At 60.8% G+C, this 25,968-nt stretch carries 21 protein-coding genes; 14 read left to right on the top strand and 7 right to left on the bottom strand.

Features of this window, described 5'->3' with window-relative positions; all coding sequences use genetic code 11:
* The first annotated feature begins 7 nt into the window (after nt 1–7).
* The 10 genes from nuoL (at nt 8) to AC4CWH_RS09480 (ending at nt 12,435) form a co-directional block, all read left to right on the top strand.
* The gene (gene nuoL, locus AC4CWH_RS09525) at nt 8–2,011 is read left to right on the top strand and encodes an NADH-quinone oxidoreductase subunit L (protein ID WP_491318552.1); all 2,004 of its coding nucleotides are present in this window, start codon (nt 8–10) and stop codon (nt 2,009–2,011) included.
* Entirely contained in the window at nt 2,011–3,522 is a 1,512-nt protein-coding gene (locus tag AC4CWH_RS09520) for an NADH-quinone oxidoreductase subunit M (protein WP_491318551.1), read from the top strand. Before nuoL ends, AC4CWH_RS09520 begins: the two co-directional genes overlap by 1 nt.
* A gap of 18 nt (nt 3,523–3,540) precedes the next feature.
* Nucleotides 3,541–4,983, top strand: a complete 1,443-nt coding sequence (gene nuoN / locus AC4CWH_RS09515) for an NADH-quinone oxidoreductase subunit NuoN (protein ID WP_491318550.1) — start codon at nt 3,541–3,543, stop codon at nt 4,981–4,983.
* Nucleotides 4,980–5,744, top strand: a complete 765-nt coding sequence (locus AC4CWH_RS09510) for a biotin--[acetyl-CoA-carboxylase] ligase (protein ID WP_491318549.1) — start codon at nt 4,980–4,982, stop codon at nt 5,742–5,744. The genes nuoN and AC4CWH_RS09510 overlap by 4 nt, the downstream gene beginning before the upstream one ends.
* Before the next feature lie 19 nt (nt 5,745–5,763).
* Nucleotides 5,764–7,431, top strand: coding sequence for a ribonuclease J (locus AC4CWH_RS09505; protein ID WP_491318548.1), 1,668 nt, complete (start codon nt 5,764–5,766; stop codon nt 7,429–7,431).
* Nucleotides 7,432–7,796: 365 nt separating this feature from the next.
* On the top strand, nt 7,797–8,201 hold the full coding sequence (gene mce / locus AC4CWH_RS09500; RefSeq protein ID WP_491318547.1) for a methylmalonyl-CoA epimerase: 405 nt from the start codon (nt 7,797–7,799) through the stop codon (nt 8,199–8,201).
* Nucleotides 8,202–8,305: 104 nt separating this feature from the next.
* Entirely contained in the window at nt 8,306–8,581 is a 276-nt protein-coding gene (locus AC4CWH_RS09495) for a DUF1467 family protein (RefSeq protein ID WP_491318546.1), read from the top strand.
* Nucleotides 8,582–9,052: 471 nt separating this feature from the next.
* Entirely contained in the window at nt 9,053–10,378 is a 1,326-nt protein-coding gene (gene proS, locus AC4CWH_RS09490) for a proline--tRNA ligase (protein WP_491318545.1), read from the top strand.
* A gap of 46 nt (nt 10,379–10,424) precedes the next feature.
* On the top strand, nt 10,425–11,735 hold the full coding sequence (locus AC4CWH_RS09485) for a lipoprotein-releasing ABC transporter permease subunit (protein WP_491318544.1): 1,311 nt from the start codon (nt 10,425–10,427) through the stop codon (nt 11,733–11,735).
* Between the two features lie 16 nt (nt 11,736–11,751).
* Nucleotides 11,752–12,435: an ABC transporter ATP-binding protein gene (locus AC4CWH_RS09480; protein WP_491318543.1), complete on the top strand. Its 684-nt coding sequence runs from the start codon at nt 11,752–11,754 to the stop codon at nt 12,433–12,435.
* A gap of 230 nt (nt 12,436–12,665) precedes the next feature.
* Here AC4CWH_RS09480 and AC4CWH_RS09475 read toward each other — a convergent pair whose 3' ends face one another.
* Nucleotides 12,666–13,274 (bottom strand): DUF2026 family protein, encoded by a 609-nt coding sequence (locus tag AC4CWH_RS09475; protein ID WP_491318542.1) that lies wholly within the window; start codon nt 13,272–13,274, stop codon nt 12,666–12,668.
* 383 nt (nt 13,275–13,657) lie between these two features.
* On the opposite strand from AC4CWH_RS09475, the gene AC4CWH_RS09470 reads away from it, so the two are divergent.
* Both AC4CWH_RS09470 and dnaE read left to right on the top strand, forming a co-directional pair.
* Nucleotides 13,658–14,017 carry a hypothetical protein gene (locus AC4CWH_RS09470; protein WP_491318541.1) on the top strand — a complete coding sequence of 120 codons (360 nt, stop codon included), beginning with the start codon at nt 13,658–13,660 and terminating at the stop codon, nt 14,015–14,017.
* Between the two features lie 223 nt (nt 14,018–14,240).
* A complete protein-coding gene (gene dnaE, locus AC4CWH_RS09465) occupies nt 14,241–17,747 on the top strand; it encodes a DNA polymerase III subunit alpha (protein ID WP_491318540.1) in 3,507 nt (1,168 codons plus the stop codon).
* Between the two features lie 93 nt (nt 17,748–17,840).
* On the opposite strand, the gene AC4CWH_RS09460 is transcribed toward dnaE, so the two are convergent.
* The 4 genes from AC4CWH_RS09460 to AC4CWH_RS09445 all read right to left on the bottom strand — a co-directional run bounded on the left by AC4CWH_RS09460 (nt 17,841) and on the right by AC4CWH_RS09445 (nt 21,629).
* Nucleotides 17,841–19,136, bottom strand: a complete 1,296-nt coding sequence (locus tag AC4CWH_RS09460; protein ID WP_491318539.1) for a L,D-transpeptidase family protein — start codon at nt 19,134–19,136, stop codon at nt 17,841–17,843.
* A gap of 130 nt (nt 19,137–19,266) precedes the next feature.
* Complete coding sequence (locus AC4CWH_RS09455) at nt 19,267–20,559, bottom strand: DNA polymerase IV (RefSeq protein WP_491318538.1); 1,293 nt, start codon at nt 20,557–20,559, stop codon at nt 19,267–19,269.
* 120 nt (nt 20,560–20,679) lie between these two features.
* Nucleotides 20,680–21,324, bottom strand: a complete 645-nt coding sequence (locus AC4CWH_RS09450; RefSeq protein WP_491318537.1) for a hypothetical protein — start codon at nt 21,322–21,324, stop codon at nt 20,680–20,682.
* Nucleotides 21,321–21,629, bottom strand: a complete 309-nt coding sequence (locus AC4CWH_RS09445) for a DUF3572 domain-containing protein (RefSeq protein ID WP_491318536.1) — start codon at nt 21,627–21,629, stop codon at nt 21,321–21,323. The genes AC4CWH_RS09450 and AC4CWH_RS09445 overlap by 4 nt, the downstream gene beginning before the upstream one ends.
* 127 nt (nt 21,630–21,756) lie before the next feature.
* On the opposite strand from AC4CWH_RS09445, the gene AC4CWH_RS09440 reads away from it, so the two are divergent.
* The gene (locus AC4CWH_RS09440; RefSeq protein ID WP_491281789.1) at nt 21,757–22,128 is read left to right on the top strand and encodes a response regulator; all 372 of its coding nucleotides are present in this window, start codon (nt 21,757–21,759) and stop codon (nt 22,126–22,128) included.
* Between the two features lie 16 nt (nt 22,129–22,144).
* A complete protein-coding gene (locus AC4CWH_RS09435; RefSeq protein ID WP_491318535.1) occupies nt 22,145–23,512 on the top strand; it encodes a PleD family two-component system response regulator in 1,368 nt (455 codons plus the stop codon).
* A 985-nt stretch (nt 23,513–24,497) separates the two neighbouring features.
* On the opposite strand, the gene rpmG is transcribed toward AC4CWH_RS09435, so the two are convergent.
* Together rpmG and AC4CWH_RS09425 are read right to left on the bottom strand one after the other, a co-directional pair.
* Nucleotides 24,498–24,665 carry a 50S ribosomal protein L33 gene (rpmG, locus tag AC4CWH_RS09430; protein WP_137133030.1) on the bottom strand — a complete coding sequence of 56 codons (168 nt, stop codon included), beginning with the start codon at nt 24,663–24,665 and terminating at the stop codon, nt 24,498–24,500.
* A gap of 93 nt (nt 24,666–24,758) precedes the next feature.
* Nucleotides 24,759–25,943, bottom strand: a complete 1,185-nt coding sequence (locus AC4CWH_RS09425; protein WP_491285364.1) for an MFS transporter — start codon at nt 25,941–25,943, stop codon at nt 24,759–24,761.
* Nucleotides 25,944–25,968 lie beyond the last annotated feature (25 nt).

The following is a 25,968-nucleotide window of genomic DNA, read 5'->3' as shown; positions in this document are numbered from 1 at the left end:
TCAGGTCATGATCTACAAGGCTATCGTCTTTCTTCCCCTGATCGGCTTCCTGATTGCCGGCCTGTTCGGCCGCCAGATCGGCGCCAAGGCATCGGAATACGTCACCAGCGGTCTAATGATCGTTGTGGCCATCCTCTCCTGGGTGGTCTTCTTCAACGTGGCGCTCGCCCATGGCGGCGAAGGCCATGAGGTCATCAAGGTCTCGGTGCTGCGCTGGGTGCAGTCCGGCGGCCTCGAATTCGACTGGGCCTTCCGCATTGATACTCTGACGGCGGTCATGTTCGTCGTCGTCAACACGGTCTCGACGCTCGTCCATCTCTATTCGATCGGCTATATGCACCACGATCCGCATCGGCCGCGCTTCTTTGCCTATCTGTCGCTGTTCACCTTCGCCATGCTGATGCTCATCACGTCGGACAACCTGGCGCAGATGTTCTTCGGCTGGGAAGGCGTGGGCCTTGCGTCCTACCTGCTCATCGGTTTCTGGTTCAAGAAGCCGTCGGCTTCTGCTGCCGCCATGAAGGCCTTCATCGTCAACCGCGTTGGTGACTTCGGTTTCGTGCTTGGCATTTCCGGCGTCTTCGTGCTGTTCGGCTCGATCAATTTCGACACGATCTTTGCCTCTGCCGCGATCTACCTGCCGGCGGAAGGGGCTGCCGATGCCGGCCAGGCCGTCATCAACCTCTTTGGCATGCAGCTCGACAAGGGCCACGCGATCACCGGCGTCTGCCTGCTGCTCTTCATGGGCGCCATGGGCAAGTCGGCGCAGTTCCTGCTGCACACCTGGCTGCCGGACGCGATGGAAGGCCCGACCCCTGTCTCGGCCCTCATCCATGCCGCAACCATGGTCACCGCTGGCGTCTTCCTCGTCGCCCGCATGTCGCCGATCTTCGAACTGTCGCCGAACGCGCTGCTCGTCGTCACCCTCATCGGTGCGATCACCGCCTTCTTTGCGGCAACCGTTGGCCTCGTGCAGAACGACATCAAGCGCGTCATCGCCTATTCCACCTGTTCGCAGCTCGGCTACATGTTCGTGGCGCTCGGCGTCGGTGCTTACGGTGCGGCCGTCTTCCACCTCTTCACGCACGCCTTCTTCAAGGCTCTGCTGTTCCTCGGCGCCGGCTCCGTCATCCACGCGGTCGATGGCGAGCAGGACATGCGCTACATGGGCGGTCTCCGGAAGCACATCCCCTATACGTTCTGGGCGATGACCATCGGCACGCTGGCGCTGACCGGTGTCGGCATCCCAGGCACGATGTTCGGTTTTGCCGGCTTCTTCTCCAAGGACGTCATAATCGAATCGGCTTACGCCTCGCATTCGGCGCTGTCGGGTTTTGCCTTCACGCTGCTTGTGATTGCTGCGCTCTTCACCAGCTTCTATTCCTGGCGTCTGGCCTTCCTCACCTTCTTCGGCAAGCCGCGCGCCTCCTCGGATGTCATGCATCACGTGCATGAGAGCCCGATGATCATGCTTCTGCCGCTGGTCGTCCTGGTCATCGGTGCTGTATTCGCGGGCGTCGTCTTCGAGGGCCATTTCTTCGGCGAGGAATATGCCGAGTTCTGGAAGGGCGCGCTGTTTACGGGTGCGCATAACGAGATCCTCGAAGAGTTCCACCACGTGCCTGTCTGGGTGAAGTGGAGCCCGTTCATTGCCATGCTGACCGGTTTCGTCACCGCCTGGTACATGTACATCAAGTCGCCTTCCACGCCCAAGCGCCTGGCTGAAAACCATCGCGTCCTCTACCAGTTCCTCTTGAACAAGTGGTATTTCGACGAGCTGTACGATTTCCTCTTCGTGCGTTCGGCCAAGGCGCTTGGCAAGTTCCTCTGGAAGAAGGCCGATGTCGGCGTCATCGACACCTACGGACCAAACGGCATTGCAGCACGCGTCGCGGACATCACCCGCGGTGTGGTCCGCCTGCAGACCGGTTACCTCTATCATTATGCGTTCGCGATGCTGATCGGTATCGCCGCCCTCGTCACCTGGATGATGCTCGGGAGTTCAATCTGATGACCGACTGGCCTATTCTTTCCACGGTCACCTTCCTGCCGCTCGTCGGTGTGGTGCTTCTCCTGCTCACCCGGGAGGACGGCCCGTTCGGCCGCCGCAATATTCTGAACGTCTCGCTGCTGACGACCGTCTTCACCTTCGTCGTCTCGCTGTCCATCTGGATCGGGTTTGACAATTCCAACCCCGGTTTCCAGATGGTGGAAAAGCACTCCTGGCTCGGCACCGGCATTTCCTATCATCTCGGCGTCGACGGCATTTCCATGCTGTTCGTCATCCTCACCACCTTCCTCATGCCGTTCTGCGTGCTGGCAAGCTGGGAATCGATCGAGAAGCGCCTCAAGGAATACATGATCGCCTTCCTGCTTCTGGAAGTGGTTATGGTCGGCGTCTTCGTGTCGCTGGATATCGTTCTGTTCTACGTCTTTTTTGAAGCCACACTCGTGCCGATGTTCATCATCATCGGCGTCTGGGGCGGCAAGGATCGCGTCTACGCCTCCTACAAGTTCTTCCTCTATACGCTGCTCGGCTCCGTGCTGATGATGGTCGCCATCATGGCCATGTACTGGCAGGCCGGCACGACCGACATGACCGAACTGTTGAAGTTCGGCTTCCCCGCCGGTCTGCAGACCTGGCTATGGCTTGCCTTCTTTGCCTCGTTTGCGGTGAAGATGCCGATGTGGCCTGTCCACACCTGGCTTCCGGATGCGCACGTGCAGGCGCCAACGGCAGGCTCGGTCATTCTGGCCGGCGTCATGCTGAAGCTCGGCGGTTACGGTTTCATCCGTTTCTCGCTTGCCATGTTCCCGCTGGCGTCTGATTATTTCGCGCCCTTCGTTTTTGGCCTCTCGGTTCTTGCCATCATCTACACCTCGCTGGTGGCGCTGATGCAGGAAGACATCAAGAAGCTGATCGCCTATTCCTCCGTCGCCCACATGGGTTACGTCACGATGGGCATCTTTGCGGCAAACCAGCAGGGTCTGCAGGGTGCCATTTTCCAGATGCTGTCGCACGGCATCGTGTCGGGTGCGCTCTTCCTCTGCGTCGGCGTGATCTATGACCGTCTCCACACCCGCGACATCGCGGCCTATGGCGGCCTCGTCAACAACATGCCGAAATATGCCGTCGCCTTCATGATCTTCACCATGGCCAATGTCGGCCTTCCCGGCACTTCCGGTTTCGTCGGCGAATTCCTGACGATCATCGGCGTCTTCCGGGTCAACACCTGGGTGGCTCTCTTTGCCGCCACCGGCGTCATCCTGTCGGCCTCCTATGCGCTCTGGCTCTATCGCCGGGTCATCTTCGGTGCGCTCGAAAAGGAAAGCCTGAAGGGCCTGCTCGATCTGTCGACCCGCGAAAAGATCATTCTTTATCCGCTGGCCGCGCTCACCATCTTCTTCGGCGTCTATCCGGCACCGGTCTTCGATGCCACTGCCGCTTCGGTCGACATGCTGATCAATAACTACTCCGCTGCCCTGCAGGCTGCCGAGAAACTTGCACTCCTGGTGCACTGAGACGGGACACGACTGGACATGACTGCTGAAATCCTGCTTGCGAGCCTGCAGATCTCGACGCCCGAACTGATCCTTGCGGTCGGCGCGCTGGCGCTTTTGATGATCGGCGTCTTCTCGGGTGACCGGTCGGCGCCGACGGTCACCGGCCTTGCCGTGGCAATTCTCATTGCCGCGGGCCTCTGGCTCGTTCTCGTGCCCGTGGAAGGCGAAGCCTTTGGCGGCGTCTTTATCCTCGATCCGTTCAGCCGCTTCATGAAGGTGATCGCGCTGATCGGCTCCATCACCGCCATGGTGATGACGGTCGGCAATGCGCGCTCCGAACAGCTTGATCGGTTCGAATTCCCGGTCCTGCTTGTTCTGGCCACGCTTGGCATGATGCTGCTGATCTCGGCCAACGACCTGATTGCCGTCTATCTCGGCCTCGAGCTGATGTCGCTGGCGCTTTATGTCGTTGCCGCCATCAACCGCGATAGCCTGCGTTCCACGGAAGCGGGCCTCAAATATTTTGTCCTCGGCGCGCTGTCCTCGGGCATGCTGCTCTACGGCATGTCGCTGATCTACGGCTTCACCGGCAATACCGGCCTCGATAACATCGCTGCCGTGCTGACGGCTGAAACCCGCTCGCTCGGCGTCGTTTTCGGCCTCGTCTTCATGCTGGCCGGCCTTGCTTTCAAGATCTCGGCCGTTCCCTTCCACATGTGGACGCCGGATGTGTACGAGGGCGCACCGACCCCGGTCACCGCCTTCTTCGCCTCCGGCCCGAAGGTCGCCGCCATGGCGGTTCTCGTGCGCGTCGTGACCGAAGCCTTCATGCCGATCTTCCATGACTGGCAGCAGGTTATCGTGTTCATCTCGATTGCCTCGATGCTGCTCGGTTCGTTTGCCGCTATCGGGCAGCGAAACATCAAGCGACTGATGGCTTATTCCTCCATCGGTCACATGGGGTATGCGCTTGTCGGTCTCGCATCCGGCACCGAAACCGGCATTTCCGGCGTTGCTCTCTATATGCTCATCTACATGGTCATGACGCTCGGCACGTTTGCCTGCATCATGGCGATGCGCCGCAAGGATGGTGGGGCTGTCGAAAATATCGATGATCTCGCGGGCCTCTCCTCCACCAACCCGTTCATGGCGCTGGTCATGACCGCGCTGATGTTCTCGCTGGCCGGCATTCCGCCGTTTGCGGGCTTCTGGGCAAAGTGGTTCGTGATCCTGCCCGCCATTGAAGCCAAGCTCTATATGCTCGCCATCATCGGCGTGCTCGCCTCGGTCGTCGGTGCCTACTACTACATCCGCGTCATCAAGGTCATGTGGTTCGATGCGCCGACAGGCGAGTTCGGCCGCACGGCCGGCGAGTTGCGGCTGGTGTTCGGCCTCTCCGGCCTCTTCGTCACCGGTTATGTCCTCTTCGGCGGCCCGGTCGGCAGTGCAGCAACGGCTGCCGCAAGGGCGTTCTTTTGAGCACGACAAGGCGAGGGGGCCGTTACTCCCTCGACACGTTCCGTCACGAGGCACTGGACGAGGTGACCTCCACCAATACCGAATGCCTGGCGCGCGCCAGGCAGGGTGACCCGGGCAATCTCTGGGTCACCGCACGGCGCCAGACGGCCGGTCGTGGTCGCCGCGGCCGTGCCTGGACGTCTGAGACCGGCAATCTCTACGCATCGCTTCTCCTCATCGATCCGGCGCCGCCGGAGCAACTGGCCTCCCTGCCGCTTGCCGTGGCACTTGCCGTCCATGGCGCGCTGCGCTCGGTGCTGCCGCAGAGCGCCGAAAAGCTGGAGATCAAGTGGCCGAACGATGTACTGATCGGCCGGAAAAAATCCTGTGGCATTCTCCTGGAAGGCGAGGGGCTATCGGATGGCCGCCGCGCGCTGGTCGCCGGCATCGGCATCAACATGCGCCATCGCCCGGAGGACGGCCCCTATGGCGTCACCTCGCTGCAGGAGCAGGGCTGCGATATCTCGCCGGAGGAATTGTTCTCCCATCTCTACCGGGAGATGACGGAGGTTCTGAACCTCTGGGACGAGGGCCGGGCCGTGGCCGATGTTACCGCCCGCTGGCGCAGTGTCGCCTGTGGTATCGGGGAACCGATCCGCGTCAATCTGCCGGATCGCTCCATCGAGGGGCGTTTTGCCGGTATCGATGATCGAGGACTTCTGATACTCGATACTGGAAACGCCATGATGCCCATTGCGGCCGGCGATGTCTTTTTCCTTTGAATTCGAAATGAGTATGTGAATGGCCAAACAGGACGAACTGGTTTTTCTGCCGTTGGGCGGAGTTGGCGAGATCGGCATGAATCTCGCACTCTATGGCTATGGGCCAGCCTCCCAGCGCCAGTGGATCATGGTCGACTGCGGTGTCACCTTCGCGGGGCTCGATCTTCCGGGCGTCGATCTCGTGCTGCCCGATATCCGCTTTCTCGAAAAGCAGCGCGACCGGCTGAAGGGCATCATCATCACCCACGCCCATGAAGATCATTATGGCGCGCTGAATGATCTGTGGCCGGGCCTCAACGTGCCGGTTTTTGCCTCGCGCTTTACCGCCGGCATGCTGGAATCCAAGCGTAACTATGAAGGCTCGCGCGCGGAAATCCCGATCACGCTGTTTAATGCCGGAGACCGCATCAAGATCGGCCCGTTCGAGGTGGAGGCGATCGGCGTCAACCACTCGATCCCCGAGCCGATGTCGCTGGTCATCCGCACGCCGCTCGGCAATATCGTCCATACCGGTGACTGGAAGATCGATGCCGATCCGTCGCTCGGGCCGCTCACCGACGAAGCGCGTTTCCGCGCCGTGGGCGAAGAGGGTGTGCTCGCCATGATGTGCGACAGTACCAACGCCATGCGGGAAGGTGTGTCGCCGTCGGAGCAGGAAGTCTCGGAAGGCCTGCGCCAGATCATCGAGGGCGCCGAAGGCCGCGTCGCGATCACCACCTTCTCGTCCAATGTCGGGCGTATCCGGTCGATTGCCCAAGCTGCGGAAGCGGCCGGCCGCGAAGTGCTGCTGCTCGGCTCGTCACTGAAGCGCGTCGTCGGCGTTGCCCGCGATATCGGCATCATGGAAGGCCTCAAACCCTTCATCGCCGAAGACGAGTACGGTTATATCCCGCGCGACAAGGTCGTCATCATCCTCACCGGCAGCCAGGGCGAGGCGCGTGCAGCGCTTGCCAAGATCTCCCGCGACGAGATGCGCCATGTGGCGCTGACCGCCGGCGATACGGTGGTGTTTTCCTCGCGCGCCATTCCCGGCAACGAAAAGCCGATCCTCGAAATCATGAACGGCCTCATCGAGCAGGGCGTCAAGATCGTCACCGACCAACAGGGCCTCGTGCACGTGTCGGGCCATCCCCGCCGCAACGAGCTTTTGCAGATGTATGACTGGGTTCGCCCGGAAGTTCTCGTGCCCGTCCATGGCGAGGCAGCGCATCTGACGGCGCAGACCGAACTTGCGCTGTCGGCCGGCATCAAGACCGTGCCGAAGGTGCGCAACGGCAACCTGCTGCGGCTTGCCCCCGGCCCGGTTCAGGTCATCGATGACGTGCCGCACGGCCGCGTCTTCAAGGATGGCAAGCTCATCGGCGATATCGACGAAATGGGAATATCCGACCGCAAGAAACTGGCCTATGTTGGCCATGTCTCGGTCAATATCCTGCTCGACGCCAAGTATGATTTCCTCGCCGATCCCGATGTCGAACCTTTTGGCCTGCCGGAATTCGATGACGAGGGCGAGGACATGGCCGATACGCTCTATGATGCCGTGCTGGGTGCCGTCGAAAGCATTCCGCGCAGCCGCCGCAAGGATCTGGCCACGCTGAAGGAAGCCGTCCGCCGCGCCATCCGCTCCACGGCCAATATCGCCTGGGGCAAGAAGCCGATCGTAACGGTGTTCGTTTCAAAGGTCTGATTTCGTCGCCGATGGGATAGGTGAGGGCGTTACCCCGTCTGATTTCTCCCGTGTGGGGGCTATCGCATTTGAAAAAAGACCCTCTCTGCCCTGCCGGGCCAACCGGGGTCGAGCCACGGGTCTCGCCCCGTCCTTCGGGCCCCCCACAAGGGGGGAGAAAAAGCGCGGCAAGCGTCCCGTTCCCGCATCCCCGTTCCCGCATCAGAGGGTGCGGCCGGGTTAAGCCCTCCCCCTTGTGGGGAGGGTTTGGGAGGGGCCTTTCTTCCTATCGATTGACTTGACCTTGTAAGGGCGGGGAAGTTTGGCAGAGTAGGGGCTGGCTGCACTCCGACGCCTAAACCAACGGATTCCAGGGAGAAAACACCATGCTCGGCCGCGTCAATCACATCGCCATCGCCGTCCCGGATCTGGCCGCCGCCACCACTGTCTATCGCGACGTGCTCGGCGCGCGCGTCTCGCAGGCGCAGGCACTGCCGGAGCATGGCGTCACCGTCGTTTTCGTCGAACTTGAGAATACCAAGGTGGAACTGCTGGAACCGCTTGGCGAACAATCTGCCATCGCAGCCTTCCTCGCCAAGAACCCCGCGGGCGGCATGCATCACATCTGCTACGAAGTCGCCGATATTCTGGCTGCTCGCGATCAACTGGTCGCCTCCGGCGCCCGCGTGCTCGGCGATGGAACGCCAAAAATCGGCGCCCATGGCAAACCGGTCCTCTTCCTCCACCCCAAGGATTTTCTGGGCACGCTGGTGGAACTGGAAGAGGTGTGATCGACACCAGGGACTGACGCAGGTGTGACACCGCGTCCGGCCATGCGCCCTTTCGCGACCTCTCTGCCTCGTGCTAGAGATCAGCGGGCAGGAGATTTTCAAAAATGCAGTTTTTATCGGCCTTCGCCGTCTATTTCGTGATCTGGTGGATCACGCTGTTTCTCATCCTGCCGATCGGCTTGCGGACGCAAGGTGATGAGCAGGAGGTGGTGCTGGGAACCGTTGAAAGTGCGCCGGCGAAATTTCGCGGCGGGCGGGTGGTTCTGATGACCACCGTCGCTTCGGCGCTCATCTATGGCGCCTGGTTCGTACTGTCCAATTACTACGGATTCTCGATGAATTCGCTGCCGCGCATCGTGCCCGATTTCGGCCGCACTTGACGCCTTCAAAGACCGATCAATCGCTTGGTTGGGTCTGTGATAAACAAAAAAAAACAAGGCTTTGCAGCCTTGTTTTAAATGTCGCGTGATCCTTAACCGTTGCCGGGGCAGCGTGCGTGCGCGCCTAAGATCTGATCCTCCCAAGACTTGACCGCGAATGGCAGAAATTTGAACTCCCTGCCTCTTTTATGAGCCGAAACTAGCTTAACGTTTGGGCTTTGTCACCCTCAAAATTGGCAGTTTTGCTACACTTCGCTAAAATTATTCTGTTGACGGAAAAAAATCCCCTCTTGTCACAATCACGGCGCAATCCGGGTGGCGTTCCCTGGCGAAGCGGTGGGATGGCGCGTGTACCATCTGCGGATGCGGGTTCCCTTGGAGCTTCGAAACCGCTATGAAGCCAGCCCATTGTCAGCCATTCATGCGTCGATTCCTCACCCCACAGGAACGGCCTCAGCCCTGGAACCCGTGATGCGTCTATCCCGCTATTTCATGCCGATCCTGAAGGAAAATCCCAAGGAAGCGGAAATCGTCTCGCACCGCCTGATGCTGCGTGCGGGCATGATCCGCCAGCAGAGCCAGGGCATCTATTCGTGGCTGCCGCTCGGCAAGCGGGTTCTCGACAAGGTCAACGCCATCGTGCGCGAGGAACAGAACCGCGCCGGCGCCATCGAGCTGTCCATGCCGACGCTGCAATCGGCCGAGCTTTGGCAGGAAAGCGGCCGTTATGACGATTACGGCAAGGAAATGCTGCGCATCAAGGACCGCCAGGAGCGCCCCATGCTCTATGGCCCCACCAACGAGGAGATGATCACCGATATCTTCCGTTCGTCGGTCAAATCCTACAAGAACCTGCCGCTCAACCTCTACCATATCCAGCTGAAATTCCGCGACGAGATCCGTCCGCGCTTCGGCACCATGCGCTCGCGCGAATTCCTGATGAAGGACGCCTATTCCTTCGACCTGACCAAGGAAGGCGCGATCCACTCCTACAACAAGATGTTCGCCGCCTACCTCCGCACCTTCGACCGGCTTGGTCTGCGCGCCATCCCCATGCGCGCCGATACCGGCCCGATTGGCGGCAACCACAGCCACGAGTTCATCATTCTAGCTGACACCGGTGAATCCGAAGTGTTCTGCCATCGGAGTTTCCTTAATCGGGAAGTGCCTAGTCAAAACACCGATTTTGATGACGTCGGCGAACTGCAAGAAATCTTCGACGATTGGACATCTGAATATGCCGCAACATCAGAAATGCACGATGAAGCAACGTATAACGCGATACCAGACGCGGCTCGGATTTCTGCCCGTGGTATCGAAGTCGGCCATATCTTCTATTTCGGAACCAAATATTCCGAGCCGATGGGCGCAAAGGTGCAGGGACCGGATGGCAAGGAACACCTTGTCCACATGGGATCTTATGGCATTGGCCCGACGCGCCTTGTTCCCGCCATCATCGAAGCCTCGCATGACGAGAACGGAATCATTTGGCCGGCCTCGGTCGCGCCATTCGATGTTGTAGTTATCAATATGAAACCGGGCAACGGAGACTGTGACCGCATATGCGGCGGCCTCTATGCCGGTCTCGGCAAGGCTGGAAAAGATGTGCTCTACGACGATACGGATGATCGTGCCGGAACAAAATTCGCAACGGCCGACCTCATCGGCGTGCCGGTGCAGCTGATCGTCGGTCCGCGTTCGGCCGCCACCGGCGAGGTGGAGGTCAAGGATCGCAAGACCGGCCAGCGCGAGACGATGACCGTCGAAGCAGCCCTCAACCGCCTGACGGCGGCCTGAGGCCAGGACGACAACACCGCCTGAGGCGGGAGCGACAGGAGCGACAATGGCCAAGGCCGCAAAGGTGACCGGAACGGAACAGCAGGCGGAAGTCATTCCTTCCGCCGGGCCCTTCTCGGCCTTCGAGCGCATGGTGGCCTGGCGCTATCTGCGCTCGCGCCGCAAGGAAGCGTTCATCTCGGTCATTGCCGGCTTTTCTTTTGTCGGCATCATGCTGGGGGTCGCCACCCTCATCATCGTCATGGCCGTGATGAACGGCTTTCGCACCGAGCTGATCTCGCGCATCCTCGGCATCAACGGCCACATGATCGTCCAGCCGATTGACCAGCCGTTGAATGATTACGCCGATCTTGCCAAGCGCTTCTCCGCCATTCCCGGCGTCACCATGGCGCTGCCCTTGGTCGAAGGCCAGGCGCTCGCATCGGGCAAGCAGGGCGCCGGCTCCGGCGCTCTGGTGCGCGGCATCCGCGCCGAGGATCTGGAAAAGCTGAAGGAAGTCTCCACCAATATCCGCTCGGGCGATCTCACCGGTTTTGCTACCGGCGATGGTGTGCTCGTTGGTTCGCGCATGGCAGCCTCGCTTGGCCTTGCCGCCGGAGACCGCATCACGCTGGTCTCGCCGGAAGGCGATGTCACGCCGATGGGCGTCAGCCCCCGCGTCAAATCCTATGTCATTTCAGGCATTTTCGAGATCGGCATGTCGGAATATGATTCCTCCATCGTCTACATGCCGCTTGCCGAAGCGCAGGCCTATTTCAACGCCGATGGCCTCGTGCAGTCCATTGAGCTGTTCCTCACCCATCCGGAATCGGTGGATGAGATGCGCCCGAAGGTGGAGGAGGCGGCCGGTCGCCAGATCTTCATCACCGACTGGCGCCAGCGCAACCAGACCTTTTTCTCCGCCCTTCAGGTGGAGCGCAACGTGATGTTCATGATCCTGACGCTGATCGTGCTGGTCGCCGCCCTCAACATTATCTCCGGCCTCATCATGCTGGTGAAGGACAAGGGCAGCGATATTGCCATCCTGCGCACCATGGGGGCGACAGCGGGTGCCATCATGCGCATCTTCTTCATGACAGGGGCCGCCATCGGCATTGTCGGCACCTTTGCCGGCGTGGCACTCGGCGTACTCGTCTGCCTCAACATCGAATCGATCCGGCAGTTCTTCTCCTGGGTCTCCGGCACCGTGCTGTTTGACCCGGAGCTTTATTTCCTCAGCCAGCTGCCGGCCGAAATGAGTCTCAGCGAAACCGTCACCGTCGTCATCATGGCCCTTGTCCTGTCGTTCATCGCGACCATCTTCCCCGCATGGCGGGCCTCCCGGCTCGATCCGGTGCAGGCGCTGCGTTACGAATAGGATCCCGTTTAAATCCATGGCACGCAAAACAGTTCTGAAGCTCTCCGGCGTCGACCGTCATTATGGTCAGGGCGATACCGTGCTGTCGATCCTGAAGGGGGCGGATTTCGAGCTGCGCGCCGGCGAGATCGTCGCGCTGGTCGCGCCGTCAGGCACCGGCAAGTCGACGCTTCTGCATCTGGCCGGCCTGCTCGAACATCCCGATGCCGGCGAAATTTTTATCAATGGTGAAAGCTGCGGCAATCTGCCGGATGAGCGCCGCACGGCCATCCGCCGCGGCGATATCGGCTTCGTCTACCAGTTCCACCACCTGCTGCCGGAGTTTTCAGCGCTTGAAAACATCATGATGCCGCAACTGATCGGTGGCCTGTCCAAAAAGGATGCGCAGGAACGGGCAGCCCAGCTTCTCGATTACATGCGCATCGGCCATCGCGGCACGCACCGCCCCTCGGAACTGTCGGGCGGCGAACAGCAGCGCGTGGCCATCGCCCGCGCCGTTGCCAACGCACCGCTTCTGCTTCTGGCCGACGAGCCCACCGGTAATCTCGATCCGGAAACCGCATCCTACGTCTTTGATGCGCTGGAAGCGCTGGTGCGCCAATCCGGCCTTGCCGCCCTCATCGCCACCCACAACCACGACCTCGCGTCGCGCATGGACCGCCGCGTGACGATCGAAGGCGGCAGGATCGTCGAGTTCTGAGAGTGGGCTTTGGGGCTATGAAGTAAGGCCCTCTCTGGCTGCCGCCATCTCCCCCACAAGGGGGGAGACCGCAGAGCGGTTGATTGCAGAGCCCTACATTTCATATGTGATGTTCGCGTACCGACAGCCAATGTGAGCGGAACACCGTTCCAGTTCTGCGATTCTCCCCCCTTGTGGGGGAGATGCCCGGCAGGGCAGAGAGGGCCCTTATTACTCCCGCCGCCCAAACCTCACCAGCTCCCGGACAACCCATTCCCCACCAGAGGAATGCTCCGCTTCGCCCCACTCCGGTCACTCACGGAAAGCGCCGCCTGCATCTGCTTCGGCGACTTGCGGAACCATTGTGCGGCAACGGTTGCGAGATCGCCGATCATCGCCTGGTTGCGCCAGGTGGCAAATCGGGCGGCCGTCGCCTGCGGCTCCGACTGGTAGAAGAAATCGCCCGATTGGCTCAAATCGTTGATGGAGCCGGCCATGGTGGCGAGCGGCTTCTGGAACATCTTTGACGGCACGGCCAAACCTGCGGCCCGTTCCGAAAAGGCCGGCGCCATGAAGTCGATGGCCCAGCCGTCGGCCTCCACCCAGCAGTGAAAGTTCTCACCGGCGCCGGTCACGAACCCATCCTCGCGGTGATCGGCAAACAGCACAACAGTGCCCCCGAGATTATAGGCCGCAAGCCCGCCCTTCGGCGTGGCGCTCACGCCAAAATGCTGCTTCAGGATGAAGGCCCCGAAGGTGGAAAAATACATGGCGGCGGTGGATGGATCGGCGTTCTCGTTGATCAGCAGGCTGTTGATGACGCGGTATATCCGCTGGTAGTCGCTCTGCTTGATCAACATGTTTTTCGGGGCTCGCCTGTTGTGGTTTTTATCGGCCCCTGCAGTAGGCGAGGCGGGCCGGGATGTAAACGGTGGTTTCTTCCCGCAGCCGGGCAAGGCGGGGATATCCAGACGCCCTGCATCTGTGAGATCAACGGGTTAGCTTTTTCCCATCCCCACCCCGCAAAGCCCGGCCTACAATAGCCCCGTCTCGCAGCGGATACACCAGAAGGCGTTCTGGCGATGCGGGGCCGGCGCGGTGCATGAGGGGGCGACGCAAAACCTCATGCTCCGGGCTCGCGGAAATTGGTCTCCCTCCGGCGACAAGGGGGAAATGGCAGGCCCCGGACAGGCTTTGCCGTTTCATTCCCAGCAAGCGCGCCGGGCGTGTCTGTGCGGCACACATGGGGCAGGATATTTTTGGGTTTCATCGCCCGCTGTCTGCTCCCGGCTTTTGGGAGTGCGGCGATGGCAAAAACCTAAAAAACTTCCGTCAGGCAGAGGGACCCCACGCGCGAGCAAAAACCGCCGAACAGGGCGCTGAAAGGTGTCATAAAATTCTACCCCCAATCCGGCAGCTTTCAGCGTCCGGTCCATCTGTCATCCAAAACCGGGAGCGTTCACGCCGCCCGGATAAAACCCGTTGTCCGCCTGCCGGCCGCCGCGAAGGCTGGCATCAGGCGGCACCCGTAAAAGCTGATACCTCTTTGAAGTATCGCGTTTTGCTTGTTTACAAAATGCTGTTGACAACGAAAACAAAATAAGAACAAATAGAAAACATAACGGAAAAGGAGACACTATCATGACTGATTTCCTCCGCGATGTCGCAGCCTTCGCCTCCATCATGACCTTTGTCGCAAGCCTCGGTATTCTCGTCATGGCGATGTGACCAGAAGCCGTTTTCCGTTGATGGTCTGAAGCTTTACTGGACTCTTGGACGCCACCGCCCGACAATCACGCCGATTCAGAAATGCGAGACGGCAAGACATGGCGGACTTGGGCGCAATGACGGAAACGGGCGGGCAGGCGGAAACAACGCCACACTTCGTGCATCTGCGCGTGCATTCGGCCTTCTCGCTTCTCGAGGGCGCGCTGCCGCTCAAAAAGATCCTCGGCAAGGCAACCTCTGACAGCCAGCCGGCGATTGCCATTACCGACACCAACAATCTCTTCGTCGCGCTCGAATTTTCCGAAAAGGCGGTTGGCGATGGCATCCAGCCGATCATCGGCTGCCAGGTCTCCATCGACATGGAAGATCAGGGCGATGAAAAGCGCGGCGGCCCGAACCACGGCCTCGTCAAGCTGCCGTCACTAGTGCTGCTGGCCGCCAATGCCGTGGGTTATGAGCGGCTGGTGGATCTTGTCAGCCGCGCTTATCTGAGCGGCGAAGGTGGCAATCAGGCGGTGCATATCCGCATGTCCTGGCTGGAGGAGGGCGGTGCAGACGGTATCATCGCGCTCACCGGCTTCAGCTCAGGTCCCATCGACCCGCTGTTGAAGGATGGCCACACGGCGCAGGCAGAACAGCGTCTGCTGCGGCTTCGCGGCGTCTTTACCGACCGGCTTTATGTCGAGCTTCAGCGCCACGGCAATTACGACCGCCGCCACGAGCGCAAGCTGCTCGATCTCGCTTACGCCCATGATCTGCCGATCGTTGCCACCAACGAGGCCTTTTTCCCGGCCAAGTCCGATTACGATGCCCATGACGCGCTGATGGCGGTGGCCCACAATGCCATCGTTTCCGATGACACCCGCTTTCGCCTGACGCCGGATCATTACCTGAAAAGCCGCGCCGAGATGGCAAAGCTGTTTGCCGATCTGCCGGAAGCGCTTGACAACACCATCGAGATCGCCCGCCGCTGCACCTTCGTGCTGAAGACACGAAAGCCGATCCTGCCACGCTTCACCGGCGCCACCGACGATGCGGAAGAGGCGGAACGCGCCGAATCGGCCGAACTGCGTCGCCAGTCCATCGAAGGTCTGGAAAGCCGTCTGAAGGCACTCGGCATGGCGCCGGGTTATACCGAGGAACAATACCGCGAACGGCTGGATTTTGAGCTGTCGGTCATCGAGCGCATGAAGTTCCCCGGTTACTTCCTGATCGTTGCCGACTTCATCAAATGGGCAAAACAGCACGATATCCCCGTCGGCCCGGGCCGTGGTTCGGGTGCCGGCTCGCTGGTTGCCTATGCGCTCACCATCACCGACGTCGATCCCTTGCGTTTCTCGCTTCTCTTCGAACGCTTCCTCAATCCGGAACGCGTGTCGATGCCCGACTTCGATATCGACTTCTGCCAGGATCGCCGCGAAGAGGTGATCCGTTACGTGCAGCAGAAATACGGCCGCGAGCAGGTGGCGCAGATCATCACGTTCGGATCGCTGCAGGCCCGTGCGGCGCTGCGTGACGTCGGCCGCGTGCTCGAAATGCCCTATGGCCAGGTCGACAAGATCTGCAAGCTCGTGCCCAACAATCCAGCCGCGCCAACGCCGTTGTCGAAGGCGATCGAGGAAGAACCGAAACTTCAGGAAGAGGCGGACAAGGAGCCTGTTGTCGCCCGCCTTCTCGATATCGCCCAGAAGATCGAAGGGCTTTATCGCCACGCTTCCACCCACGCCGCCGGCATCGTGATCGGCGACAGGCCGCTGTCAAAACTGGTGCCGATGTACCGCGATCCGCGCTCGGACATGCCGGTCACCCAGTTCAACATGAAATGGGTCGAACAGGCCGGCCTCGTCAAATTCGACTTTCTCGGCCTGAAGACGCTGACCGTCTTGAAGACTGCAGTGGATTTCGTTGCCAAGCGCGGCATCCATGTCGATCTCGCCACCATCCCGCTCGATGACACCAAGACCTATGAGATGCTGTCGAGGGGCGAAACGGTCGGCGTGTTCCAGGTGGAAAGTGCGGGCATGCGAAAAGCCCTCATCGGCATGAAGCCTGACTGTATCGAGGATATCATTGCGCTCGTGGCGCTCTATCGCCCCGGCCCGATGGAGAATATCCCCACCTACAACGCCCGCAAGCACGGCGAGGAAGAGATCGAATCGGTCCACCCGACCATCGATTATCTCCTGAAGGAAACGCAGGGCGTTATCGTTTACCAGGAACAGGTGATGCAGATCGCCCAGGTTCTCTCCGGTTATTCGCTCGGCGAAGCCGATCTTCTGCGCCGCGCCATGGGCAAGAAGATCAAGGCGGAGATGGACCAGCAGAGCGAGCGCTTCATCGATGGCGCCGTGAAGAACGGCGTGTCGAAGCCGCAGGCGAAGAACATTTTCGAGCTTCTGGCCAAGTTCGCCAATTACGGCTTCAACAAATCGCACGCCGCAGCCTACGCCATCGTCTCCTACCAGACGGCCTATATGAAGGCGCATTATCCCGTCGAGTTTCTCGCGGCCTCGATGACCTACGATATGGCCAACACCGAAAAGCTCAACGATTTCCGTCAGGATGCCGGGCGCCTCGGCATCAAGGTCGTGCCGCCGTCCATCCAGACTTCGTTTCGCATGTTCGAAACCGGCGATGCCTGCATCTTCTATTCGTTGAACGCCATCAAGGGTGTCGGCGAATCGGCGGTGGAACACATCGTTGCCGTGCGCGGCGAAAAACCCTTCGAGAGCATCGAGGATTTCTGCCTGCGCATCGATCCGAAACAGGTCAACCGCCGTGTGCTCGAAAGCCTGATTTCAGCCGGCGCCTTCGATTGTTTCCGCCGCGACCGCGCCGAACTGATCGGCGGGCTGGAGCGCATCATGGGGTATGCGCAGCGGGCGGCGGAAAACAAGACGAGCGGCCAGTCGGACATGTTTGGCTCCGGCGGCGGCAGCGCCTCGCCCGAGCGCCTCAGCCTTCCCGCCTTCAATCCCTGGCTTCCGTCGGAAATGCTGATGCGCGAATATCAGGTGCTCGGCTTTTATCTCTCGGCCCATCCGCTTGATAGCTACAAGGATGTGCTGGCCAAGATGCGGGTGCAGAATTTTGCCGAGTTCTCCGCCGCCGTCAAAGCCGGCGCCAATGCCGGACGCCTTGCCGGCACGGTGACGGGTAAACAGGAACGCAAGACGCGCACCGGCAACAAGATGGGCATCGTCACCTTTTCCGATGCCACCGGTCAGTTCGAGGCGGTGCTGTTTTCCGAAGCGCTTGCCCAGTACCGCGACCTGCTGGAGCCCGGCAAATCGCTTGTCATCACCGTGCAGGCCGACGAGCGGCCGGAAGGCATCGGCCTTCGCATCCAGACAGCGCAATCGCTGGAGGAAAAGTCGGTGCAGATGCAGAAGGCGCTGCGGGTTTATGTGCGCGATTCCGGTCCGCTTAAAACCGTCGCCCGTCATCTTAACGCCCGCGGCGATGGCCTTGTCTCCTTTGTCGTCATCAAGGATGACGGCCGGCGCGAGATCGAGGTGGAACTGACGGAAAAATACCGCATCTCCCCGGAAATCGCCGCAGCCCTTCGCGCCGCCCCCGGCGTGCTGGATGTCGAACTGGTCTGATGCTCGTCGCTCGGCGTCCTGCCGGGCCTTGTCTGGTCTGACCGGTGTCATGATCGGTCTGGCAGCCCTGTCGACGCCTTGAGTAGCCTCTCGTCAGGCGCGGGGGCCGCGGTGGGTCAGGGTAATGAAATCGGTGCCAGCGGTCGTCTCAAGGCCGGTACCGGTATCGGTGATCGTCAGCGACGTCCCCGTCGACATCGTTGTGCTGATCTTCATCCGCACGTCCTCGGGAATGCTGATCCGGTCGAGCACCGCGTTCAAGGCATTCGGCCCCTCAAGGGTTCCTTGCGTGATTCCGAGGCGTTTTCTGTCGGCGTCAGACAGATCGTTCGGCAGTGAAAGGCCGCGCCATTGCGCATCGCCCTTGTCCCTGTCGATGCCGATCACGCTGAGGAAATGGGTGCCAAGCGCCTTTTCGGGTTCCTTGAAGGCCACCGGCTCGGAAAGAATGTCTTCAAAACCCTGTCGCACCAGTATCTGGCCCGCCGGCGGCGGGGTGCGGCCGGAAGAGGCATAGAGGGCAGCGATGAGGTCGGGCGTCAGCTGCGGCCCCTTGGCCGGCAGCGCCTTCCAGCGCTTGAACCCGGCGAGCGCGCTGCGCGTCGTCGTCCCCATGATGCCATCGGCAGCGCCCGCGTCAAAGCCGAGTTCGGTCAGCATGTCCTGCACGTCGCGCACCGTATCGCGCTGGTCCCGGCGGGTTATCAGAATTCGTAGAGGCGCCGGTTCGCTGTCTGCCGCAGCCTGTGGGGCCTTGCCGACCTTTGGCGGATTGCCGCTCTTGTCTGTGTTGCCCGGCGGTGTGGCGGTGACCGGCGGGGATGGCATGGCCATCGCCACCTGAACCTCGCCCGCACCGCCGTGGGATGCGGATGGGCGCAGCGGAACGTCGGACAGGAGTTCGCGGGGTGGCTGCTCTGCGAGGGGAGAAAACAGTGCGGGGTGGCTGACCGGTTGCGGCGCAACGGCTGTGTCGTTGATGATGACATGCACGCCGCGGCTCGTCATGCGGTAAAGCGTGCGGGCAAACTCCGCCGGCATCCGCACGCAGCCGTGCGATGCGGGGTAGTTCGGCACGCTGTTTGATTCGTGGAGCGCAATGCCCGACCAGGTCAGCCGCTGCATCCACGGCATCGGGGCTGCCGAATAGATGTTGGATTCGTGGTACTTGCGTTTTTCGAGCACGGAAAAAATGCCCGTTGGCGTGTCGTGCCCCGGCTTGCCGGTGGATACTTTCGAGGTCGCGACGATCATATCGCCGTCATAAACCGTCAGGCGCTGGCTGTCGGTGGAGACGATGATCTGCAGGGTACGGGCCTCATCGGCCGCCACTGCCGGAAGGGCCGCCCCTGACATCAGCACAAGCGCGATTGCGGCGGATCTCAACATGGCAAACCTCTTTACGCAGTAAACAGAGAAGCAGCCTATGCAGACAAGTTTAACGAAGTTTTAGAAAAGCCGGCGGTCGTTTGGCTGGAGTGTGGACGTCGTCATCACGTTGCGGTGATGGAACACGCCATCAGCGTTTTGGACGCACGGCACCAAATGTGTAACCCGTCTCGACGGCGGTCTTGCCGAACTTTTGGCGAAGCTTGTCCATCGCCGCTTCCGCCGCTGCCCGCCGCCCCGCCTGCTCATCGACAAGGTCGGGCGGATCGGCCCGCGTGGGGTCGCTGAGGTCGGTCACGCCGATGCCGATCAGGCGGAATTTCGCGCCGTCGGTTTCCTTTTCCAGCAGGCTGAGACCGGTGCGAAAGATCCGGTCTGCCAGCTGAGTCGGGTCTTCAAGCCGGCGGTTGCGGGTGCGGCTCTTGAAATCGGCGGTCTTCAGCTTCAGCACCACTGTCTGGCCGGCAATCTCCTGATGTTTCAGCCGGGCCGACACCTTTTCGGAGAGACGGCGCAGGATCGGCACCAGATCCTCGAATCGCGAGATATCCTCGAAAAAGGTGGTTTCGGCGGAAACGCTTTTTGCGGCTTCATTGGCATGCACGGTGCGCTCATCGATACCGCGGGAAAGGCGCGACAGCCGCTGACCCATGGCGCCATAACGGCGCATCAGGTCGGCCTCCTGCATCACCTGCAGCTGCCCGATGGTGCGGATGCCATCGGCCTCCAGCGTGGTGGCAAGGGCGCGTCCCACACCCCAGATGGTGGTGACGGGGCGGGGCGCAAGAAAGGCCACGGCCTCCGCCTGGCCGATCACCGAAAAGCCACGCGGCTTGTTGAGGTCTGAGGCGACCTTGGCGAGGAACTTGCAGTAGGAGAGGCCGACCGACAGCGTGATGCCGATTTCCTGTTCCACGCGCTTGGCAAGCCTTGCCAGAATGCGTGCCGGTGGATCGTGGTGCAGGCGTTCCGTGCCGGAGAGATCGAGGAATGCCTCGTCGATGGAAATCGGCTGCACCAGCGGCGTCAGTTCCTGAAAGAGCGTGCGCACCTCGCGGCCCACCTTGCCGTATTTTTCCATGTTGGGGGGAATGACCACCGCATCGGGACAGGCCTCCAGCGCCTTGAACATCGGCATGGCCGAGCGCACGCCGCTGATGCGGGCAATGTAACAGGCGGTGGAAACGACGCCGCGCTTGCCGCCGCCGATGATGACAGGCTTGTCGGCGAGATCAGGATTGTCGCGCTTTTCCACGGAGGCGTAGAAGGCATCGCAATCGATATGGGCCAGCGTCAGGTCGTAGAGTTCCGGATGGTAGACAAGGCGCGGGCTGCCGCAGGCGCGGCAACGCCGGTTGCCGGCCGGCTGGCCGGTCAGGCAGTCGCGGCAGAAGCCGGGATCATGGGCAGCAGGTTGGGTCATGGCCGGGAACAAATGTTGAACATCTGCACCATACGTGTGGCAAGCCCCGCGCACAAGCACTGCCAGAGGACGTTTAGCGACAGGCTTGTGGATGGCGGCAACTGAATCCGATCTGGCCGGCTAGACGGTCTGAAAATGGCGAAGAATATGGCCTTCGGCATCGGCCCAGTCGCTGGCCTGCACCACATGCGGGCCGGGTTTTGGCGCGTGGCGGTGCATCTCGCTTGCGGGCATCAGGTGAACGAGCAGGCATTCCGGCACGCTGTCTGCGACCGACACGTGGTTATGCGCCATGTCATCGATGAAGGCGACGGGCAGGGAGCGGTTGCCGTGCAGGCGCTCGATGACAGGGCCTTTGGGGCTTTCGGTGGCGAGCAGCGGAAAGGTGAGATCCAGCCGGTCGAGCAGGCGGCGGCGCATCTGCGTGTAGCGCGGCGGCATGGCTGTCAGAAACACAACGTCGGCCGTCTCGCCGATGCGCTGCAGCGCCGAGACGGCATCGCCGAAGGGAACCTGCCAGGTCTCCTGCGCCTCGAAGAAATCGAGGATCAGCTTGCTCACCAGCGCATCCTCGACCGGTGCCTCATCAAGCGCCGAGACGATGTTGCCCTGCAGCCGGTAGGAGCGCGGCACCAGCCGGTGCCCGAGGCTCGTCAGGTAGCTTTCAAACGGGGTGAGGAATTCCAGCACCACGTCGTCCACGTCGCAGACGGCCAGCGGTCGGTCGGTGAGGTGCACATGATCGAGGTCGACAATCTCGCTCACTCGTAATCTCCCGAGGCAAGGCCCGGCCCGGAATAGTGATGCCAGGCCGCCACCACCGCATCCGGCTTCCACTGGCGTGCTTCGCAAAAGGCGAGAAGCGTCGGTTCATGCGCCATGATGAAATCGATCATGCCGGCCAGAAAACCAGGGTCGCCGATGGCATTGCGCAGCTGGTCCACCTGCAGGCCGGAGAGCGCCAGAAAGCGGCCGAACATGTCCGGCTCCTCCGCCAGCCATTGAAGAACGGCAGCGGCCGTTTCCTCCGGCTTGGGCAATGCCGATGTTTTTCCCGTGTCGAGGCGCATATGTTTATAAATTACCTTTTCTTCAACCAAATGCCTTTAGTCTCCATCCTGCCGAATGAATGGAATCGGCCATGATGCGAGCTTATATCTCAAGGTGAAGCTTGCAAGGCTGGATAGGGATGATGTTATGCCCAAAAGGGTCATGATTGTCGAAGACAATGAGCTGAACATGAAGCTCTTCCGCGATCTGATCGAAGCCTCTGGCTATACGACGATCCAGACGCGCAACGGCATGGAAGCGCTGGATCTGGCTCGAAAGTATCGACCGGATCTGATCCTCATGGATATCCAGCTGCCGGAAGTGTCGGGGCTGGAGGTGACGAAGTGGCTGAAGGAAGACGACGAACTGCACGTCATTCCGGTCATTGCCGTCACCGCCTTTGCGATGAAGGGAGACGAGGAGCGCATTCGCCAGGGCGGCTGCGAGGCCTATGTCTCCAAGCCGATTTCCGTGCCGAAATTTATCGAGACCATCAAGACATATCTGGGCGACGCCTGAACGGGACTTTTGACAGATGACGGCACGGATCCTGGTGGTTGATGACATTCCGGCGAACGTGAAGCTGCTGGAAGCCAGGCTGCTTGCCGAATATTTCGACGTGCTGACGGCTGAGGACGGCTTCAAGGCGCTCGATATCGTGCAGAAAACCCATGTGGACATCATCCTGCTTGATGTGATGATGCCTGGCATGAACGGGTTTGAGGTCTGCGAGCGGCTGAAGACCGATCCGCGCACCGCCCATATCCCTGTCGTGATGGTGACGGCGCTGGACCAGCCGGCAGACCGCGTGCGCGGCCTCAAAGCCGGTGCCGACGATTTTCTGACCAAACCCGTGAACGACCTGCAACTGATCTCGCGGGTCAAGAGCCTGGTGCGGCTGAAGACACTGGGCGACGAGTTGCGCCTGCGTGCCGAAACCGCGCGTACCATGGGCATGGACGAGCCGCTGCGGCTGGATGCGATGGAAGGGCCGGGACAGGTACTGCTGGTCGATAGCCGCGCAAGCTCGCAGGAGCGCATCGTCAGGGCACTGAAGCCCGTTGCAGAAGTCATCGCCATGTCCGATCCGCAGGCGGCGCTCTTTGAAGCAGCGGAAAACCCCGTCGACATGGTGATCATCAACGGCACCGGCGACGATTATGATCCGCTGCGGCTCTGCGCGCAGTTGCGTCTTCTGGAGCGTACCCGCTTCCTGCCGCTGCTGCTGGTGACGGAGCTTGGCGATGAGGACGTGATCGTGCGGGCGCTCGATCTCGGCGTTAACGATTACATCGTGCGTCCGATCGATCCCAACGAACTGGTGGCCCGCACGCTGACGCAGATCAAGCGCAAGCGTTACAATGACCGTCTGCGCGCCAATGTGCGCCAGACGATTGAGCTGGCCGTGACCGACGGCCTGACCGGCCTCAACAACCGCCGTTACCTCGACAACCAGTTGAAGGTGCTGTTTACCCGGGCAGCAACGCGCGGCAGGGCGCTTTCGGTCTGCATGACCGATATCGATCGCTTCAAGCAGGTGAATGACAGTTATGGCCATGATGTGGGCGATGAGGTGCTGCGCGAGTTTGCGCGGCGCGTCCGCTCCACGGTGCGTGGGGCTGACCTTGCCTGTCGCTACGGCGGCGAGGAGTTTGTCGTGGTGATGCCGGATACGGATGCGACGTCTGCGGCAGCGATTGCCGAGCGGCTGCGCGCCAGTATCGAAAACGAACCTTTCGTGCTGGAACGCTCCGGCCTGCGCCTTGCCATAACCGCCTCGCTCGGCATTTCCACCAATACGCAAGGCATCGAGACGCCCGAGCAATTGCTGAAACAGGCCGACCGCGCGCTGTATGCAGCCAAGACCGGTGGGCGCAATCGCGTGGTTGCCGCCGCAGCGTAGTGATTCGCCTCAATATCCGGCAGGACTGCCGTCGAGAAGGCCAAAATATTGTGCATCAGGTTATGCCAAGCTAAAATATGTAAGGTAGACAGGTTTCCGCGCTCGCGTGTATTATTCTGTTTTTTGAATACCTTCGTTCAACGCTTGTGAGCTGCAAAGCTTGCTTTCCAGCACTTTTCCCAGCCATGGATGAACTTTGACCGGTGCCGAACGCGTCAAGAACCGGCAAGAATTTACTTACCGATATTGTCTGCGCATATAGCAATGGCCTTGTTGTTTTTAACCATGTCATGTGGAAAACCGCTGGCTGGTTAAGAATAGGTTGATTTTATTTCTGAACTAGGCAAGTTTAGCACATGCCAGATTGTTTCTGCCTCCTTTCGAGGGGTGCGGGAACTCAGATACCCCATGATGCTCAGGTCCGCCGCATCTCCTGGGTCGTGGGGTCGGTCGGTCGGTTCGCATATCACGCGGTTCCTCGTGCCGCTTTGCGCGCCGACCGACCCCCTAAACCTCTCCCCTGTGAATGATAAAACGGTATGCCCACGGTAAGCGGGGCACGGCCACCGATGTGCGCATGCGATAGGCAACCTCTGCCTCGTCGGGAGGCAGGCATGGGCGAAGCCGGCCTGATACCAGGCTTTTGGCAATGACCGGAGGTTGGCCCGGGAGAGGCAGCGCCGGCACGGCGCGTTCATCCACGCCTGTGGCCCGCCAGAGCGCCTGCAAGGCAGCTCCATGCCCTCTGGGCCGCCAACTATAGGCGGCCGGTGCCGTCCACCCTGAACCGGGCGTTTGCGCATTGGCTGCGGCAGTTCATGAAAGATTTGGGCGAGGGGAGGTCCGGTCCGGCGGCTGTCGTCGTATTCGGTCTGGTCGTGCCTGTGAAACGCTCCGAGCAGAGCATGATCCGGCAAGGGCGCGCATGAAAAAAGGCGCGGTGCCAGGGGCGCCGCGCCTTTTGATGAAAGGAAAAAGATCAGGATTACTTGATCTTGGTTTCCTTGAAGTCGACGTGCTTGCGTGCGATCGGGTCGTACTTGGTCTTGGTCATCTTGTCGGTCATCGTACGGCTGTTCTTCGTCGTGACGTAGAAGAAACCGGTATCGGCCGTCGACAGCAGCTTGATCTTGATGGTCGTAGCTTTCGCCATGGTCTTCCTGCCTCTAAATAAAAATCATGCCGCGGACGCCTCACGCGGTCCACGGCCAAATCTGGCGCGAAACTACAAATCGCGCCCGAAAAGTCAAGCCTGATCTCGTCCGAAAACCATTCGGCCGATGGATATCAGCACATAAAGGGCAAAGAAGCCGGCCAAGGCCCAGGCAAAGCCGTCATTTCCGCTGATATCGATGGCAGCGCCAATGGCTTGCGGGCCGGCAACCGTACCGATCGCATAACAGAAAACGAAGGCCGCATTGGCCGCTGCAAGGTCTGCCCCGGTGAGTCGCGAGCCCAGATGCGCAAGGCCGACGGTGTAGAGGCCGGACACACAGCCGCCCCAGACGAGCAGCAGGCCCGCCATCAGCCACCAGTTGCCCATCAGCGAGGGCAGCGCCAGGGCGCCTGCAAGCCCCGTCAGCGCCATCAGGAACAGCATGGGGCGGCGGTCCTTCAGACGGTCGGAAATCATGCCGAAGGGGATCTGGAAGACCATGTTGCCGATGCCCATGACCGTCAGTAGCAGGGCTGCGCTCGATTCGGGAAGGCCGGAACGGTTGGCATAGACCGGAAACAGCGACAGGCCGCCGGCCTCCACCGCACCGAAAACGAAAACGGCCGCGGTCGCCGTCGGCACCAGATAGACGTAGCGCAGAAAATGCTTCTGCGGTTTCTCGTCCAGGTCAGGGCTTTCGGCGCGGGCAATATAGATCGGCACGAAGGCGAGCATGATGGCGCAGGCGCCGATGACAAAGGGCAGAACGCCCTCGCTGCCGATGGCCGAAAATATGAGCGGCCCCATGGCAAAGCCGATGGCAAGCACTGTTGCGTAGATGCCGAGCACCAGACCGCGCCGTTTTGGCGGTGCGGCCGCATTGATCCAGAATTCCGACAGGATGAACAGCGTGGTGGTGGCGCCATGGAAGACGAGGCGCAGCGGAAACCACATCCAGAAATCGGTGGCATAATAGAAGCCGAGCGCACTGATGGCAGACAGTACCACGGCCCACAGCATGGTGCGGGCAACGCCGAATTCATGGGCAAGCCGGGTGGTGATCGGGGCGGCAATCATCGCCGCGACGCCGGCCATGGCTGAATTCAGCCCGATCAGCGTGGACGAGATGCCGCGCTTTTCCAGGATGACGCTGAGCAGCGGCAGGCCAAGACCGATGGCAATGCCGACGGCACTGATCGCCGATATCGCGGCGATGAGAGACGGCCAATGGATCTCTTCGGGGTGGCGGCAACTGCCACCCGCCACATCGGGCATAGGGCCATCCTTGGTATGAATATCC

It is taken from the genome of Neorhizobium sp. PAMB6716 (genome assembly GCF_058242805.1).
The sequence above is the reverse complement of the archived record's forward strand: the minus strand, read 5'-3'. Positions and strand labels throughout refer to the sequence as shown.